Origin of the sequence: Alkalilacustris brevis (genome assembly GCF_003350345.1) — a bacterium.
Classification (GTDB): Bacteria; Pseudomonadota; Alphaproteobacteria; order Rhodobacterales; family Rhodobacteraceae; genus Alkalilacustris; species Alkalilacustris brevis.
Window position 1 is genome coordinate 1 of sequence record NZ_QNVJ01000088.1, and the last position, 14,606, is coordinate 14,606.

At 66.8% G+C, this 14,606-nt stretch carries 12 protein-coding genes; 5 read left to right on the plus strand and 7 right to left on the minus strand.

Annotation, left to right across the window (positions count from 1 at the left end; genetic code table 11):
- Positions 1–388: 388 nt before the first annotated feature.
- The 7 genes from DQ229_RS13930 to DQ229_RS13960 are packed head-to-tail and all read right to left on the minus strand — an operon-like array spanning position 389 to position 9,232.
- On the minus strand, positions 389–1,477 hold the full coding sequence (locus DQ229_RS13930; RefSeq protein ID WP_114966873.1) for an FAD:protein FMN transferase: 1,089 nt from the start codon (positions 1,475–1,477) through the stop codon (positions 389–391).
- A gap of 2 nt (positions 1,478–1,479) precedes the next feature.
- Positions 1,480–2,082 carry a nitrous oxide reductase accessory protein NosL gene (locus DQ229_RS13935; RefSeq protein ID WP_114966917.1) on the minus strand — a complete coding sequence of 201 codons (603 nt, stop codon included), beginning with the start codon at positions 2,080–2,082 and terminating at the stop codon, positions 1,480–1,482.
- Positions 2,082–2,903 carry an ABC transporter permease gene (locus DQ229_RS13940; RefSeq protein ID WP_114966874.1) on the minus strand — a complete coding sequence of 274 codons (822 nt, stop codon included), beginning with the start codon at positions 2,901–2,903 and terminating at the stop codon, positions 2,082–2,084. Before DQ229_RS13940 ends, DQ229_RS13935 begins: the two co-directional genes overlap by 1 nt.
- Positions 2,900–3,793 (minus strand): ABC transporter ATP-binding protein, encoded by an 894-nt coding sequence (locus DQ229_RS13945; RefSeq protein ID WP_114966875.1) that lies wholly within the window; start codon positions 3,791–3,793, stop codon positions 2,900–2,902. The genes DQ229_RS13940 and DQ229_RS13945 overlap by 4 nt, the downstream gene beginning before the upstream one ends.
- Positions 3,762–5,114 (minus strand): nitrous oxide reductase family maturation protein NosD, encoded by a 1,353-nt coding sequence (locus DQ229_RS13950; RefSeq protein WP_114966876.1) that lies wholly within the window; start codon positions 5,112–5,114, stop codon positions 3,762–3,764. The genes DQ229_RS13945 and DQ229_RS13950 overlap by 32 nt, the downstream gene beginning before the upstream one ends.
- 3 nt (positions 5,115–5,117) lie before the next feature.
- Positions 5,118–7,061 carry a TAT-dependent nitrous-oxide reductase gene (gene nosZ, locus DQ229_RS13955; protein ID WP_114966877.1) on the minus strand — a complete coding sequence of 648 codons (1,944 nt, stop codon included), beginning with the start codon at positions 7,059–7,061 and terminating at the stop codon, positions 5,118–5,120.
- On the minus strand, positions 7,058–9,232 hold the full coding sequence (locus tag DQ229_RS13960) for a NosR/NirI family protein (protein WP_114966918.1): 2,175 nt from the start codon (positions 9,230–9,232) through the stop codon (positions 7,058–7,060). The genes nosZ and DQ229_RS13960 overlap by 4 nt, the downstream gene beginning before the upstream one ends.
- A gap of 332 nt (positions 9,233–9,564) precedes the next feature.
- On the opposite strand from DQ229_RS13960, the gene DQ229_RS13965 reads away from it, so the two are divergent.
- The 5 genes from DQ229_RS13965 to DQ229_RS13985 all read left to right on the plus strand — a co-directional run bounded on the left by DQ229_RS13965 (position 9,565) and on the right by DQ229_RS13985 (position 14,551).
- Positions 9,565–10,107 carry an RrF2 family transcriptional regulator gene (locus DQ229_RS13965; protein ID WP_114966878.1) on the plus strand — a complete coding sequence of 181 codons (543 nt, stop codon included), beginning with the start codon at positions 9,565–9,567 and terminating at the stop codon, positions 10,105–10,107.
- Positions 10,108–10,138: 31 nt separating this feature from the next.
- Positions 10,139–10,561 carry a Fur family transcriptional regulator gene (locus tag DQ229_RS13970; RefSeq protein ID WP_114966879.1) on the plus strand — a complete coding sequence of 141 codons (423 nt, stop codon included), beginning with the start codon at positions 10,139–10,141 and terminating at the stop codon, positions 10,559–10,561.
- Entirely contained in the window at positions 10,558–11,835 is a 1,278-nt protein-coding gene (gene eno, locus DQ229_RS13975; RefSeq protein ID WP_114966880.1) for a phosphopyruvate hydratase, read from the plus strand. The genes DQ229_RS13970 and eno overlap by 4 nt, the downstream gene beginning before the upstream one ends.
- A 125-nt stretch (positions 11,836–11,960) precedes the next feature.
- Positions 11,961–12,374 carry a universal stress protein gene (locus DQ229_RS13980; RefSeq protein ID WP_114966881.1) on the plus strand — a complete coding sequence of 138 codons (414 nt, stop codon included), beginning with the start codon at positions 11,961–11,963 and terminating at the stop codon, positions 12,372–12,374.
- Between the two features lie 131 nt (positions 12,375–12,505).
- Positions 12,506–14,551: an ASKHA domain-containing protein gene (locus DQ229_RS13985; RefSeq protein ID WP_114966919.1), complete on the plus strand. Its 2,046-nt coding sequence runs from the start codon at positions 12,506–12,508 to the stop codon at positions 14,549–14,551.
- Positions 14,552–14,606 lie beyond the last annotated feature (55 nt).

Below are 14,606 nucleotides of genomic sequence, written 5' to 3' on the forward strand. Positions count from 1 at the left end.
TCGCTGACACGCGCCCTGCGCGGAATCGAGGCCGAAGGCCGCCGCGCATCGCCGGGCCGCCCCAAGGGCCACGGCGATCTGGCAGAGCCAGGCGCCTCGACCCGATCAAACACGGCGTTTGCAGGCATAAAGTGCAGCAGTTCAGCCGATGGATCGCCGCACCGCGGCCCGACGATGCGCGGCTCGACACCGGAAAGCACATATCCGCATGGCCGCCCCGCGGAGGTTCGTCCAGGCAAGCGGGGGCGCAGCAGAGTCAGACGGGGAACTTTGTGTCAGGTGTGGAACACTAGGGCCAGCGAGGTTCGGCGCGTCGCGCAAGCCGAAATACCAAGGGAGCCGCCCCTCCCCCCATGACCGGAAGCCGACTTCGGGCTGACCCGCGACCTCAGCCCAGATAAGCCAGCCGCGCCGAAGGGAAGGCGCCGAGGCAGCGTGCGATATCCGGTCGCTCCATCAGGCAGAAAGTGGTGGAAAGCGCATCGGCCAGAGCCGCCGACGGCGCCGTCACCGTGACCAGATCCCAGCGTGGCTTCGCCGGCATCCCGTCCCGCGGGTCGAGGATATGCCCGGCCTGCCCGGCGCTGTCGAACACCGTGCCCAGCGGGGCCGAACTGGCCAGCGCCCGATCGCGCAACCCCACCTGGTGCAAGGGGTCCGCCCCGGCGCCACCACCCTCCATCGCCGTGCCGCCCGTTTCTTCCGGTCCGTCCATCGGGCCAGCCGCAAGCCACCCGGCCCTTTCCTGCGGCGCCTTCGCGGTGGCATCCGTGGCCCAGACCCCCTTGCGGGCCTGGCCCGGTCGGGCGTCGAGCGTGACCCTCCACGCGCCGCCGCGCGGATCGCCACCCAGGGCGCGAAACTCGCCGGTATTGACCAGGATGTCGCGCAAGCCCTCCCGCTCGAGCAGATGCGCCACGCGGTCGGCCACATAGCCCTGCGCCACGCCGTTCAGCGTAAGCGCCATGCCGGGCCGGTCGACGCGCAGCTCATCCGGTGCGATCCGCAACCCCGCCCAGCCCAGCTTGCGCCGCGCCGCGCGCAACGCATCGGCGTCGGGCGGGGCGCCACGCGCGTAAGCCTCGGCATGGGCGGCCCAGAGCGGCTGCACCGTCGGGTCGAAAAGCCCGTCGCTTGCCGCATGGACCGCCCCGCAGAGCGAGAGGCATTCAAGTAGTTCGAAAGGCGGCGCGGCCAGCCGCCCCTCGGCATTCAGGCGCATCAGCGCCGAGTCGGGCCGGTGGAGGCTGAAGATGTTTTCCAGCCGGTCGATCTCGGCCCGCGCGGCCAGGGCGATCCGGGGCGCATCGGGGTGATCGGCCAGGGTGATGGAGGCCCCTGCCCCCATCGCCACCCCGCGCCACTGGTAAAGCCGGCCCGATGCCGTGCCGGCCCCGGCACGCGACCCCACCGCAGCGGAGGCCAGGCCGGCGGCGCTGATGCCGATGAAGCGGCGGCGGCTCAATCCTGATGGCATGGTCAGCTCTCCTCGTCTCGGGTCAGGGCGCGCAGCCGGTCGGTCAGGCTGTCATCGGTGCCGGGGTCTATGTCGTCATCGCCCGAGGGCGCGCCGGAATGGCCGATCTCGGCCGGCGCCAGCACGTCGGTATCGGCGATATCGGACAGGCGCCGCACCTCGCCGCCATGTCGGGCGGCGAAGGCCTTCGCTGCCTCCGGATCGGAAAAGGGCACAAGCTCGGGCGCGCCCATGCCGCCCGCCACCTCGGCGCCCAGCACGTAATGCGCCCCCGTAGCCTCGATCCAGTTCTCGGCGCCCGGGTTTTCCCAGCCTGGCGCGGCGCCCATGTCGCTGACATAGATGACGGCGATCATGTGGCTCTGTTCGGGCATCCGCTGATAGGCAATCGCGTCGCGCACCTGGCTGAAGAACAGCGGATCAGGCAGCCCCGTCAGGTGCACCTGCGCCTTGGGTCCGGGATGTTCCAGCAGTTCCATCTGGCAGTAATGGCCCACGGCCTCGGCGGTCATGGCCACGGGCGGCGGCAGATCGGCGGCGGTCTCCTCGCGGCAGCCCGCCAGGGCAAGCAGTATGGCCGCAGACAGGCAGAATGCACGGGTCATCATGGCGTGAGCCTCCGCAATGCGGCGACCGCCAGCGCAAAGGCCAGCAGCGGCCAGAGCGCGATCGCTCCCAGCGACTGCCACAGCGGGATGCTGCGTGCCGCGCCGCCGATCCCGGCCGCGGCTGCCGTGGCCTCGGACGCCGCCAGATTGTAAAGCCGGAAGGCATCAGCCGGGTTGGCCAGCAGCAGCCAGGGGAATATGTCGGTGGTGAAGTAGCCGCCATTGTCGGCCACTACCGCCGCCAGCAGCCCCAGGTCATAGAGCACGATCAGCACCAGCCACAGGGCAATCGCCAGCCCCGCTGCCGCCCCGGGCCGCCGCGCCAGCGCCGAAAGCGCATAGCCGATGCCCAGGAAGGTGCCGCCCAGCAAGAGCGATGTCCAGTAAAGGCGGGCAAGCGCGGGCAGCCCGGTGGCTGCGCGCGGATCGCCGTAAAAGGCCGCTGCGGCGGCGATCCCGTAGCCCACCGCCAGCGCCAGCGCCAGCGTGAGCAGATGCGCCAGCGCCTTGCCCGCCAGAAGCTCGGGCCGCGAAAGCGGATAGGTCAGCATCAATGGCAATGTTCCGCGCTCGACCTCGCCGGCGATGGCATCAAAGGCCATGAGCAGGGCCACCAGCGGCACCAGATAGACAGCAAGGCTGGTCAGGCTCGCCACCGTGACCGAAAGCCTGTCGGCCCCCAGCGCCCCGGTGGGCGCGCTGCCGGCGGCCGAAAGCACCAGCGCGAAAAGCGCCATCATCGCCACCGCGATGGCGACCCAGCGGTTGCGCAAAGCGATGCGGAATTCGGCCTGGGCTATGGCGGCGATCCGGGTCATGGGGCGGCCCTCCGGCTGAAATGGCTGTAGATGTCTTCAAGGCTGGGGGGCACGATCTCGACATCGTCGATCAGCGCGCCCAGCCCGGCCACCTGTTCCAGGCGGGCGAGCTTGTCGTCGTGGTGGCAATCGAGGCGCACCTGGCTGCCATTGACGCGCCTGCCATCGAGCCTGCGCGCCACCTCGTCGGCCTGACCTTCGCGCGCGGCCACATGCAACTCGATGGGCAGCGCGGCGCGCTTGCGCAGCCCCGCCAGCGTGTCATTGGCCACCATGACCCCATGCGACAGGATCACGATGCGGTCTGTGCGGGCCTCCACCTCGGTCAGCGCATGGCTGGACAGCAGGACCGCCGCGCCTTCGGCGGCCAGCCCGTCAAGAAGCGCGTAGAACTCGCGCCGCGACACCGGATCCAGCCCCGATGTGGGTTCATCGAGGATGAGCAGATCGGGCTTTCCGATCAGCGCCTGCGCCAGGCCCACGCGCTGGCGCATCCCCTTGGAATAGGTGCCGATGCGGCGCCGCGCCGCCGCGCCCAACCCGACACGCTCGAGCAATGCCTGCGCGCCCGAGGCGGGCTCGCCGCGCAGGCGCAGATACTGGCCGATCTGCTCCAGCCCCGTCAGCGCCGGGTGGAAGGCCACGTTCTCGGGCAGATAGGCCACGCCCCTGCGCGCCCTGCGGCTGCCCGGCGCGGCGCCGAGCACGCTGATTTCACCGCTATCGAGCGGGATCAGCCCGAGCACGAGTTTCATCAGCGTCGACTTGCCCGCGCCGTTATGGCCCAGAAGCGCCACGCGATCGCCCGGCGCGATGCCGAAGCTCACATCATCGAGCGCCACCTGCCCGTCAAAGCGTTTAGTGACTCGTGAGAGCGTCAGACGCGTCATCTTCCGTCCTTTCGTATTGCCAGGCGGGCCGGGCCTCGGCCTCCATGGCGGCTATGTCCTGCGGCACGTCGATGACGACCGGATGCGCCAGCGGAAAACTGTCGATCACCCCGCCCGGCAGGGTCGCGGGGAAATGCGCCTGTGCCCAGCGGATAAGTTGCACTGCTGGCGCGCCCATCAGCAGCCCCGCCGCCGGCTGCGACCACAGGATGTGATCCATCAGGTCGTTGGGGCGAAAGGCGGAATCGGCGATCCCGTCGCCATCGAGATCAAAGGCCGGATGGTCCGACCAGTAGTTGCCGCGGCCCTCGGCGCTCCATTCGATATCGCGGGTGCCGACATATTTCACCTGCGTCCGGTTGCCGATGAAGGCGTTTCCGGTCAGCAGGTTGCGCTCGGACCCGGCGGTGAAATGAATGCCGATATCACAGCCCTCGAAACGGTTGCCCACGATCAGGTTGCGGTGGGCATTGTAGATGAAAGTGCATTTCTCGGCACCGCCGCGCACCAGGTTGCCCGCAACATCGGCATTGTTGGCATAGTTGAGCATCAGCCCGTGGCTGCGGTCGCGCAGCGAGAGGTTGTCGCGCACGGTGATGCGGTCGGAGAACATCAGCGCAAAACCCAGGTGATTGCCGATCGAGACATTGCCGGTGACGTCGCTCTGATGCGTGTACATGTAATGCACGGCAAAGCGCAGATCGCGCATGATGTTGTCGCGAAACACGTTTCTGCGCGAGGCATTGGCAAAGATGCCGTCGCGGCCATAGCGGATATCGTTGCGCTCGATCACCGTGCCCGGCGCGTTCCAGACATAGATGCCGTTGCCCCGGTCGTTCATGCGGTGGTCGCGGCGGCCGATGATGACATTGTCGCGCACCAGGCTGTCGGCGGCTCCGAAGACATGCACGCCGACAAGGTTTTCGATCAGGCGGTTGCCTTCCACCAGCGCGCCCGTGGCGCCGCGGTCAAGCTTGACGCCTGCATCGATCGGCTCATGCGTCGAGCCGGAGCCGCGCAGCTCCAGCCCGCGCAGGGTGATGTCGGGGCCGGCCACGGTGACGACGCTGCCGGTGCCGCCGGCGTCGATGACCGCCTCGCCCCGCCCGTCAAGGGTGATTGGCTGTTCAAGTATCACCGGGCCGTCGTGGCGGCCCGGTGCAAGGATCAGCACATCGCCGGGGGCAGCCCCTGCAATGGCATCGGCCAGCGCCCCCGGCGTGGCGGGCACGATCTGCTGCCCCGCCCGCAGCGCCGCGGGGGAAACCCCCGCAAGCACCACGGCCAGCACAGCCAGCAGGAACCGGAGGCGCCAGCGCATCGCTCAGGCCTCGCGCGGCTCGACCAGCATCCGCCCGCGCATCTCCATATGCAGCGCGTGGCAGAACCACTGGCAGTAGTACCAGTAGACACCGGGCTTTGCCGCCACGAAGGTGGCCGAAGCGGTCTGACGCGGCCCCAGTTCAAAGGCGATGCCGTGATCGCCCATGGTGAAGCCGTGGTGCAGGTCTTCGATATCATCGAGGTTGGTGATGATGACTGTCACCTCGTCGCCCTCGCGCACGGTGAACTTGTCGAGGCTGAACGCCGGTGCCATCGACGACATATAGACACGCACCTTGTTGCCATCGCGGATGACCGTTTCCATCCAGTCGTCGATATCCACCCCGTCGGCCTCGGCCTGGGCGCGGGTATCGGCCCAGGTAGGGTCGTTGCGGTCATAGACATGCAGCGGGTTGACGATATCGCGCCGCACCAGGATCGAGTCGTGCGGCTCGGCGAAGGTGGGGCCATCGTGCACCAGCGTCATCCGGTCGCCATCGAGCTGGATGAGCTGCTCGTTCTCGGCCTTCAGCGGCCCGGTGTTGAGGAACCTGTCCTTGGAGAACTTGTTCATCGAAACCAGCCATTTGCCATCGGCCTCGAGCGTCTCGCCCATCGAGGTGGAGTTGTGCCCCGGCTGGTAGTGCACATCGACCTTGGTGATGATCGGATCGACGTTTTCACCGTTGAATTGCCGGATTGCGGCCTCGATGTTCCACTTGACCACCTGGCTGTCGAGAAACAGCGTGGTGAAGGCGTTGCCGTCACCATCGAAGGCAGTGTGGAGCGGCCCCAGCCCCAGTTCGGGTTCGGCGACCAGCACGGTCTCGCGCGGGTCCAGGCTGTCATCCTCGAACAGCAGGTCGAACTTCGTGACATCGAGCACGCTGACCGTGGGCGAAAGCTTGCCCGCGATGCACAGGTGCTTCTTGTCGGGGGCCATGTTGCAGCCATGCGGGTTGTTGGGGATCGGCACGTAGCGGGTGTATTTCTTGTTTTGCCCCTTACGCCCGTCGATCACCTTGACGCCGTTAAGCTCGATGTAATCACCCTCGGCGATGCCCTTTTCGATCTCGGCGATGTTGAAGATCACCACATGGTCCATCTCGGCCGCCGTCATCTCGGGCAGGGTCATGCCCATTTCCGAGTTGTACGAGGTCGAGAACGCCCATTTGCCCTCATAATCGGCATCGGTATTGTCGAGGTTGCCCGACACCATCACCTGCCAGGCGATCTCCATCGTGTCGCCGTCGATGGCGGTGAAGAAGTTCACGTACTTTTCAGGCTCATCCAGCACCGAGCCGTCATTGACCATCGGCACCTCGTCCTCGCCATTGGCAAAGACATAGCCGGTGCGCGGCCATTTCTGCGGACGCAGGCCGTGGATCGCCTTGGCGTTGGGGATCTCGACGATCTTGTCGCATTTCATGATGTCGCAACGCACCCGCGCCACGCGCGTGTTGGCCTTGTCGTTCATGAACAGGAAGCGGCCGTCATAGGTGCCCTCGGTGAAGGACATGTGGACGTGATGCAGATCGCCGTTGTCATGCACTTTCTTGCCGTTGGCCTCCAGATAGGCCTTGGTCTGCGGCAGCATGTTCTCGGTCATGATCTTGATCGACTCGTTGGTCTGGCCCCAGCCGCTGGCCGAGCAGCGGTTGAACACCGGAATGCGCATCAACTCGCGCATCGAGGGCACACCGATGATGCGCATCTCGCCGGTCTGGCCCGAGGACCAGAAGCCATAGTATTCATCCAGCTCACCCGGTGCGAGGTGCCATTCCTCGGCCGCGGCGGGGCGGGTGCCGGCCACGCCGGCGACACCGGCCGCGCCCGCAAACAGCGCGGCCTTTGGCAGGCCCACCGATCCCAGGGCCGCGCCCCCTACCGTTGCGCCCAGCAGGCCGCGACGGCTGATGCCGGCCTTTTCGGTCTTGTCGGTCATTTCTCTTCTCCTTCTGTGGGTGTCTCATGGAGACGCTTTTGCGGCCCGGGGCGGGTTGCCCCGGCCGAATTCTCGGCCCGGTCGGGTGCGGCGGCCGCGTCGCCCTTCACTGGCGGGCGGGCTACCGCCGCGCGGCGCTTGAGCTGCCGGATCACCACCGGGCATTTCGTTTCGGACTGGTAGAGCACCTGGCAGTTCAGGCAGTTCAGGCACTCGTTGGGGTTGATCTCGCCGGTGGGGTGGATCGCCTGGACCATGCACTCATGCGCGCAGGTCTGGCAGGGGTTACCGCATTCCCGATACCGCTTGAGCCAATCGAACATCCGCAACCGCGCCGGAATGGCCAGCCCCGCGCCCAGCGGGCACAGGTAACGGCAGTAGAAACGTTCGACGAACAGCCCGATGCCCAGCAGCACCAGCGCATAGAGCACGAAGGGCCAGGCGCGGTCGAACTTGAGCACGATCGCCGTCTTGAAAGGCTCCACCTCGGCCAGTTCCTCGGCCCGGTCGAGCGAGGCCAGCGTCACCGCGAAAAGCCCCAGGAAAATGATGTATTTCACCGGCCACAGGCGTTCGTGCAGCCCCCAGGGCAAGGTCCATTGCGGCACCCGGAACCAGCGGGCAAGGCGGTTGGTCAGTTCCTGCAGCGCGCCGAACGGGCACAGCCAGCCGCAATAGGCCCCCCGCCCCCAGAAGATCAGCGATGCCGCCACCGCCCACCAGAGGATGAAGGTCAGCGGATCGAGCAGGAACGCCTGCCACGAAAACCCGTAGGTCAGCGTCTGCGCCAGCGCCATCAGGTTGACGATGGAAAGCTGCGCATTGGCGTACCAGCCCAGAAACACCAGCGTCACCGTCAGGAACGACATGCGGAACCAGAATGTCACGTTTTCCGAACGGGTCAGGAATCCCTGAAAGAAGAACGCCCCCGTCAGCACGGTCAGCATCGCCAGAAGGCCGACGACTTCCCAGGTCTTGTCGCGCCAGATCCGCTCGATCAGCGCGGCCTGCGCGGCACGTTCCTCGACCGCATCGACACCGCCCGCAGGCGCCGGCGCGGCGGGGCGGATCAGGAAGGATTCGGGCAGGCGATAGGTCAGGTCGAAGGTGGTGAACACCCGCTCGATCGCCGCAACATCGCGCTGCACCAGCAGTTGCAACCGCCACGGCGCCGCAGGGTCGAACCCCGCATCGGCCGGGATGCGAAAGAGATCGATCTCGGAAAGGCGCGGCACGCCCGGCGCGGCAATCGCGCCCAGCCTGCGGTGGTCGCGATCCTGAAAGCGCACCGAATCGTCGCCCTGGACCAGCGCGACCCGATCGAACAGCCCGCCGCGCACATAGCCCGACCCCTTGAACGAATACTGCCCCCGCGCGGCAATCAGAATCGCGTGCTCGCCCTCGTCCAGCCAGCTCTGAAGGTTGCGGTATTCGGCGGGGCCGAGCAGCCGCTCGCCAATGTCGGAGATACTGACAAGCGCGGTATACATGTCGATGAAAGAATCGCCCGGATCGCCCGCCAGGGGCCGCGCGGCGGCGCGGGGGTCGTCCATCTGCGCGAAGGCCGCGTTCACCTGCCCCACATCCAGCGAAAGCCGCGCCACGGTGCCCTCGCCCAGCAGGCCGAGCCAGTCGCCCGCGGCGCGGGCCTCGAGGTTGATTTCGGGCGCAGGGCCGTCGCGGGCCTCAAGCGGGGCAAGCCCGCCCAACCCCAACGCGCGCGCCACCCGGATGCCCGAACGCACGATGGAATCGTCGATCACCATGATGGTGACGGTCACGCCCGAGATGATGCGCAGATCATGCGCACCGCCGCCGGTCTCGGCCGCCGCCACCAGGTCAAGGCCGCGATAATCCTCGGTCAGGGCGGCGATGCGGGCCTCGGGGATGCCGATCAGCACGATGGGTTCGGAATGCTCGGCCAGCTTGACGCCGATCACCTGCGCCGCGTCATCGACGGCGATCAGCACATGAATCGGCTTGCCCGCGTACCCCGTAGTGCCCACGTAATCGGAATTCACGAACGCCCAACCGATGGTTTCGCCGCCGCGCAACACGGGTGCGGCCGGTATGTCGCTGCGCACGGGGCCATAGGCTTCGGCGCCTTCGACCAGCTCGGCCGCCGGCACCTTGGCCAGAATGCGTGGCAGGTGCGAGGGTTGCTGCGCCATGGCCGGAAGCGACGCGAAAAGCCCCAGAATCAGCACGCAAAACGCCGCCAACAACCTGAAAGTTGGCCTTCCAACCCGGTGACTTCCGCTGAAATGATCTGCTGCACCGGGCATCGGCACCTCCGCTTGAATTGCGCCCATCTAGAACAGAATCGCGCGCACCAACCTTGATTAGGATCAAATGAAATATCCTTTTTAGTGTTAAAGTCCGTTCTCTGCTCGGCACGGGCCACAGCCACGCGCCTGCGGAGCTGCCGACAGCCAGAAAACTTGCCGGTGCATGGACACTGGCGGCCCTTGCACCTAGATGCGAAAGCATCGGAGAAAACGCCATGCGCCTGACGAAATTCAGCGACTATGCCTTGCGAACGCTGCTCTATGCCGCGAGCAAGGGCGACAGGCTGGCCACCATCGAAGAAACCGCGCAGCTTTACGGCATATCGCAGGCGCATCTGAAGAAAGTGGTGCTGACGCTCACGCAGCACGGCATACTGTCCGGGCGGCGCGGCCGTTCAGGCGGGTTCACGCTTGCGCGCCCCCCCGAGGCGATCAACCTTGGCGAGGTTCTGCGCGCCACCGAGCCGGATTTCGGGATGGTCGAATGCTTCCTTGCTGAAAATAGCTGCGCAATCACCCGCGCTTGCAAGCTGCCCCCTGTCATCAACGAGGCGCTTGCCGCCTTCATCAGCGTGTTCGACCGCTACACCCTGGCCGACATGCTGATCGACCCGCAGCGCTTCGCTACGCATTCGGCCACGGCTCAGCCCCGGCGCGGCCCTTACCTGCCCGCGCGCCCCGATGAAGCCGAAAGCGGCCCCGACCCAGATGCGAAAGCCGATGCAAAAGCGGTGGATGCCCGCCGGCGAATCCCTTAAACCCCGGCGCAGACCAGCCCGGGATGAGCCCATGTCAAACACGATCATCGACCGCTGCGAAGCCAGGGGGCTGCGCCTGACAGGACAGCGCCGCATCATCGCGCAGGTGATCGAGCAGGCGCATGACCACCCCGACGTGGAAGAGCTGCACAACCGCGCCACCGCGATTGACCCGCGCATCTCGATCGCCACGGTCTACCGAACCGTCAAGCTGTTCGAGGAGTCCGGCATCCTGGAAAAGCACGAATTCGGCGACGGGCGCGCGCGCTACGAGGATGCCGAGCGCGAACACCACGACCACCTGATCGACCTGCACAGCGGCGAGGTCATCGAATTTGTCGACACCGAAATCGAAGCCCTGCAAGAGCGGATCGCCGCGCGCCTCGGCTATCGGCTCAAGGGTCATCGGCTGGAACTCTATGGCGTTCCGCTCTCTGGAAAGGAAAAGAAATGAGCCTGATCATCGACATTCACGGCCGCGAGATCCTCGACAGCCGCGGCAACCCCACGGTCGAGGTGGACGTGACGCTGGAAGACGGCACGCTAGGCCGCTTTGCCGTGCCCTCGGGCGCCTCGACCGGCGCGCATGAGGCGGTGGAGCGGCGCGACGGCGACGCCACCCGCTATGGCGGCAAGGGCGTGCTCGAGGCCGTGGCCGCCGTGAATGGCGAAATCGCCGAGGCCCTGCTGGGCGTGGATGTCACCGATCAGGTGGGTATCGACGAGGCGCTGATCGAGCTAGACGGAACGCCCAACAAGGGCCGGCTGGGCGCCAATGCGATTCTCGGCGTGTCGCTTGCCGTGGCAAAGGCCGCCGCCCAGGCCAGCGCGCAGCCGCTTTACCGCTATGTCGGCGGCACCTCGGCGCGGGTTCTGCCGGTGCCGATGATGAATATCGTCAATGGGGGCGAGCACGCCGACAACCCGATCGACATTCAGGAATTCATGATCATGCCCGTGGCCGCCGACAGCGCGGGCGAGGCCATCCGCATGGGCGCCGAGGTGTTCCACACGCTCAAGAGGGAACTCGCCAGCGCCGGGCTGTCCACCGCCGTGGGCGACGAGGGTGGCTTTGCGCCAAACCTGAACTCCACCAGGGATGCGCTTGATTTCATTCTTAAATCTATCGAAAAGGCCGGCTACCGCCCTGGCGATGACATCATGCTTGCGCTTGATTGCGCGGCGACGGAATACTTCAAGGGTGGCAAGTATGTGCTTGCCGGAGAAGGGAAAACCCTGACCCCCGAAGAAAATGTCGCCTATCTGGCCGCGCTGGTGGCCGATTACCCGATCCTGTCGATCGAGGATGGCTGCTCGGAAGACGACTGGGAAGGCTGGGCCATGCTGACCACTGAGCTGGGCGGCAAGGTGCAGCTTGTCGGCGATGACCTGTTCGTCACCAACGCCGCGCGGCTTTCGGAAGGGATCGCAAAGGGTTGCGGGAACTCCCTGCTTGTCAAGGTCAACCAGATCGGCACCCTCACCGAAACCCTGGCGGCTGTGGACATGGCGCATCGCGCGGGCTTCACCTGTGTGATGAGCCACCGCTCGGGCGAGACCGAGGATGCCACCATCGCCGATCTGGCCGTCGCCACCAATTGCGGGCAGATAAAGACCGGCAGCCTTGCGCGGTCGGACCGGCTGGCCAAGTACAACCAGCTCATCCGTATCGAGGAAGCCCTGGGAGAAAGCGCGCGCTTTGCCGGCCGGTCGATCCTGCGCGGCTGACCGTCCCCTCGCACTGGCGCCCCGCCCGCGTTCATGGCGTTTGACGCGGGCGGATATTGGCGTGATGATGCGTCGAAGGGGCCGGAGACAAGGGCCCAAACGTTTCGCATAGGGGAGACTGCCGCATGTATAAATCCATTCTCGTGCCCGTGGCACTGGGCGGCGAAGGTATCGGCCGCAACCTGATCGAGAAGGCGAAGAAGCTGCTCGCGGACGGCGGCAGCATCACCATCGTGCATGTGATGGAGGAAATCCCCGGCTACGTCGCGGCCTCGATCCCGCGCGAGAAGCTTGCGAACCGGCGCAAGGAGGCCATGACCAAGATGGAAGCGATCGGCAGCGCCGCGCGCGGCATCAAGGTCGAATACGACGTGCGCTCGGGCAACGCGCCCAACAACATTCTCAACGCCGCCAAGGAGAGCGAGGCCGACCTGATCATCATCGGCTCGCACAGCCCCGGCCTGCAGGATTATTTCATCGGCTCCACGGCCGCGCGGGTGGTGCGCCATGCGCAATGCTCGGTGCTGGTGTCGCGCTGACCCTCTCCAGCCCTTTTGCGCAAAGGTCGCTCGCCGGCCGGAACATGCCGCGCACCGGCCTTCGCGCCTGACATCCGCAGGGTAAGACCTTTGCGGAGGGGCCGCCGGCCCCGCAGGTGAAAGGGCCGCGCATGGGCGATGCTTTGGTGATCTTCATGCCCTCGGGCAAGCGCGGGCGCTTTGCCATCGGCACGCCCGTGCTGGACGCCGCGCGGCGCCTCGGGGTCGATCTCGATTCGGTCTGCGGTGGGCGGGGGATCTGCTCGCGCTGCCAGGTCACGCCGGCCCATGGCGAATTTTCCAAGCACGGGGTCACGGTGCGCGAGGACGCGCTGTCGGAATGGAACGCCGTGGAAGAGCGCTATCGCCAGAAACGCGGCCTGGCCGAGGGGCGGCGGCTGGGCTGCCAGGCACGGGTGATGGGCGATGTGGTGATCGACGTGCCGCCGGAATCGCAGCTGCACCGGCAGGTCGTGCGCAAGGCCGCCACCCAGCGCGACATGGTGATGGACCCGGCCACCAGGCTTTACCTCGTCGACGTGGCCGAACCCGACATGCACGAGCCCGCAGGCGATTTGCAAAGGCTCGCTCAGTCCCTTCAGGAGCAATGGAAAATCAGTGGATTGCGCGCTGATATTGAGGTTCTGAAGAAACTTCAGCCCGCGCTGCGCAAGGGCGCCTGGCGGGTCACGCTGGCGGTGCACCGGCCGCAGCCCGAAGCCGCGCCCGAATTGCTGGACATCTGGCCGGGTTTCTACGAGGGCGGGCTTTACGGCCTGGCGGTCGATCTCGGCTCGACCACCATCGCCGCGCATCTGTGCGACCTGCGCGACGGGCAGGTCGTCGCTTCGGCCGGGGCGATGAATCCGCAGATCCGCTTTGGCGAGGATCTGATGAGCCGGGTCTCCTACGCCATGATGAACCCCGGCGGCGCGGCGGAAATGACGCAAGCCGTGCGCATCGCACTCGACACCCTTGCGCGCGACATGCTGGCAGAGGCCGGCATCGAGCCGCGCGCCGTGCTCGAGGCCGTCGTGGTCTGCAACCCGGTGATGCACCACCTTTTTCTGGGGATCGACCCTGTCGAACTGGGCCAGGCGCCCTTTGCGCTGGCCACCTCCGAGGCGGTGCGCGCGCCCCTGCGCAGCCTTGACATCACCGGCCTCAACCCCGCCGCGCGGCTTTACATGCTACCCTGCATTGCCGGACATGTCGGCGCCGACGCGGCGGCCGTGGTGCTTTCCGCGGCGCCCGAGCGGCAGGAGGATCTGGTGCTGATCGTCGATGTCGGCACCAATGCCGAGATCATCCTGGGCAACCGCGAGCGGGTCCTGGCCTGTTCCTCGCCCACCGGCCCGGCCTTCGAGGGCGCGCAGATCAGCGCCGGGCAACGCGCCGCCCCCGGCGCCATCGAACGGCTGGAGATCGACCCGGCCACGAAGGAGCCGCGCTTTCGCATCATCGGTTGCGACCTGTGGTCGGATGAGCCGGGCTTTGCCGCGGCCAGCGCCGCCACCGGTGTGACCGGCATCTGCGGTTCGGGCATCATCGAGGCGGTGGCCGAAATGCGCATGGCCGGGCTCGTCGATGCCTCAGGGCTGATTGGCAGCGCCGCGCAGACCGGCACGCCCCGCTGCGAGCCCGACGGGCGCACCCACGCCTACCTGATCCATGACGCCAGCGCCGCGGGCGGGCCGCGCATCCGGGTCACGCAATCCGATATCCGCGCAATCCAGCTTGCCAAATCGGCGCTCTATGCCGGGGCGCGGCTCTTGATGGATGAACTGGGGGTCGAGCGGGTGGACAAGGTGGTGCTGGCCGGGGCATTCGGTGCGCATATCTCGCCCAAGCACGCGCTGGTGCTGGGGATGATCCCCGATGCCGCGCTGGAGCGGGTGCTTTCCGCCGGAAATGCCGCCGGAACCGGCGCGCGCATCGCGCTGTGCAGCCTGGCGGCGCGGACCCATATCGAGGCGCTGGTACGGCGCATTCACAAGGTCGAGACCGCCATCGAGCCGCGCTTTCAGGAACATTTCGTCGCCGCCAACGCCCTGCCCCATGCCAGCGCGCCCTACCCGGAACTTGCGCGCATCGTCACCCTGCCCGCGCCGCGCTTCAACCCGCGGGACAACGGCGGCGACGGCACCGGGCGGCGACGGCGTGGGCGCGCGGGCTGATGAAGCGCGGCCGCGCGGCCTGATGGGGTCGCCTGCGCCTGTGGCGGGCCGCGGG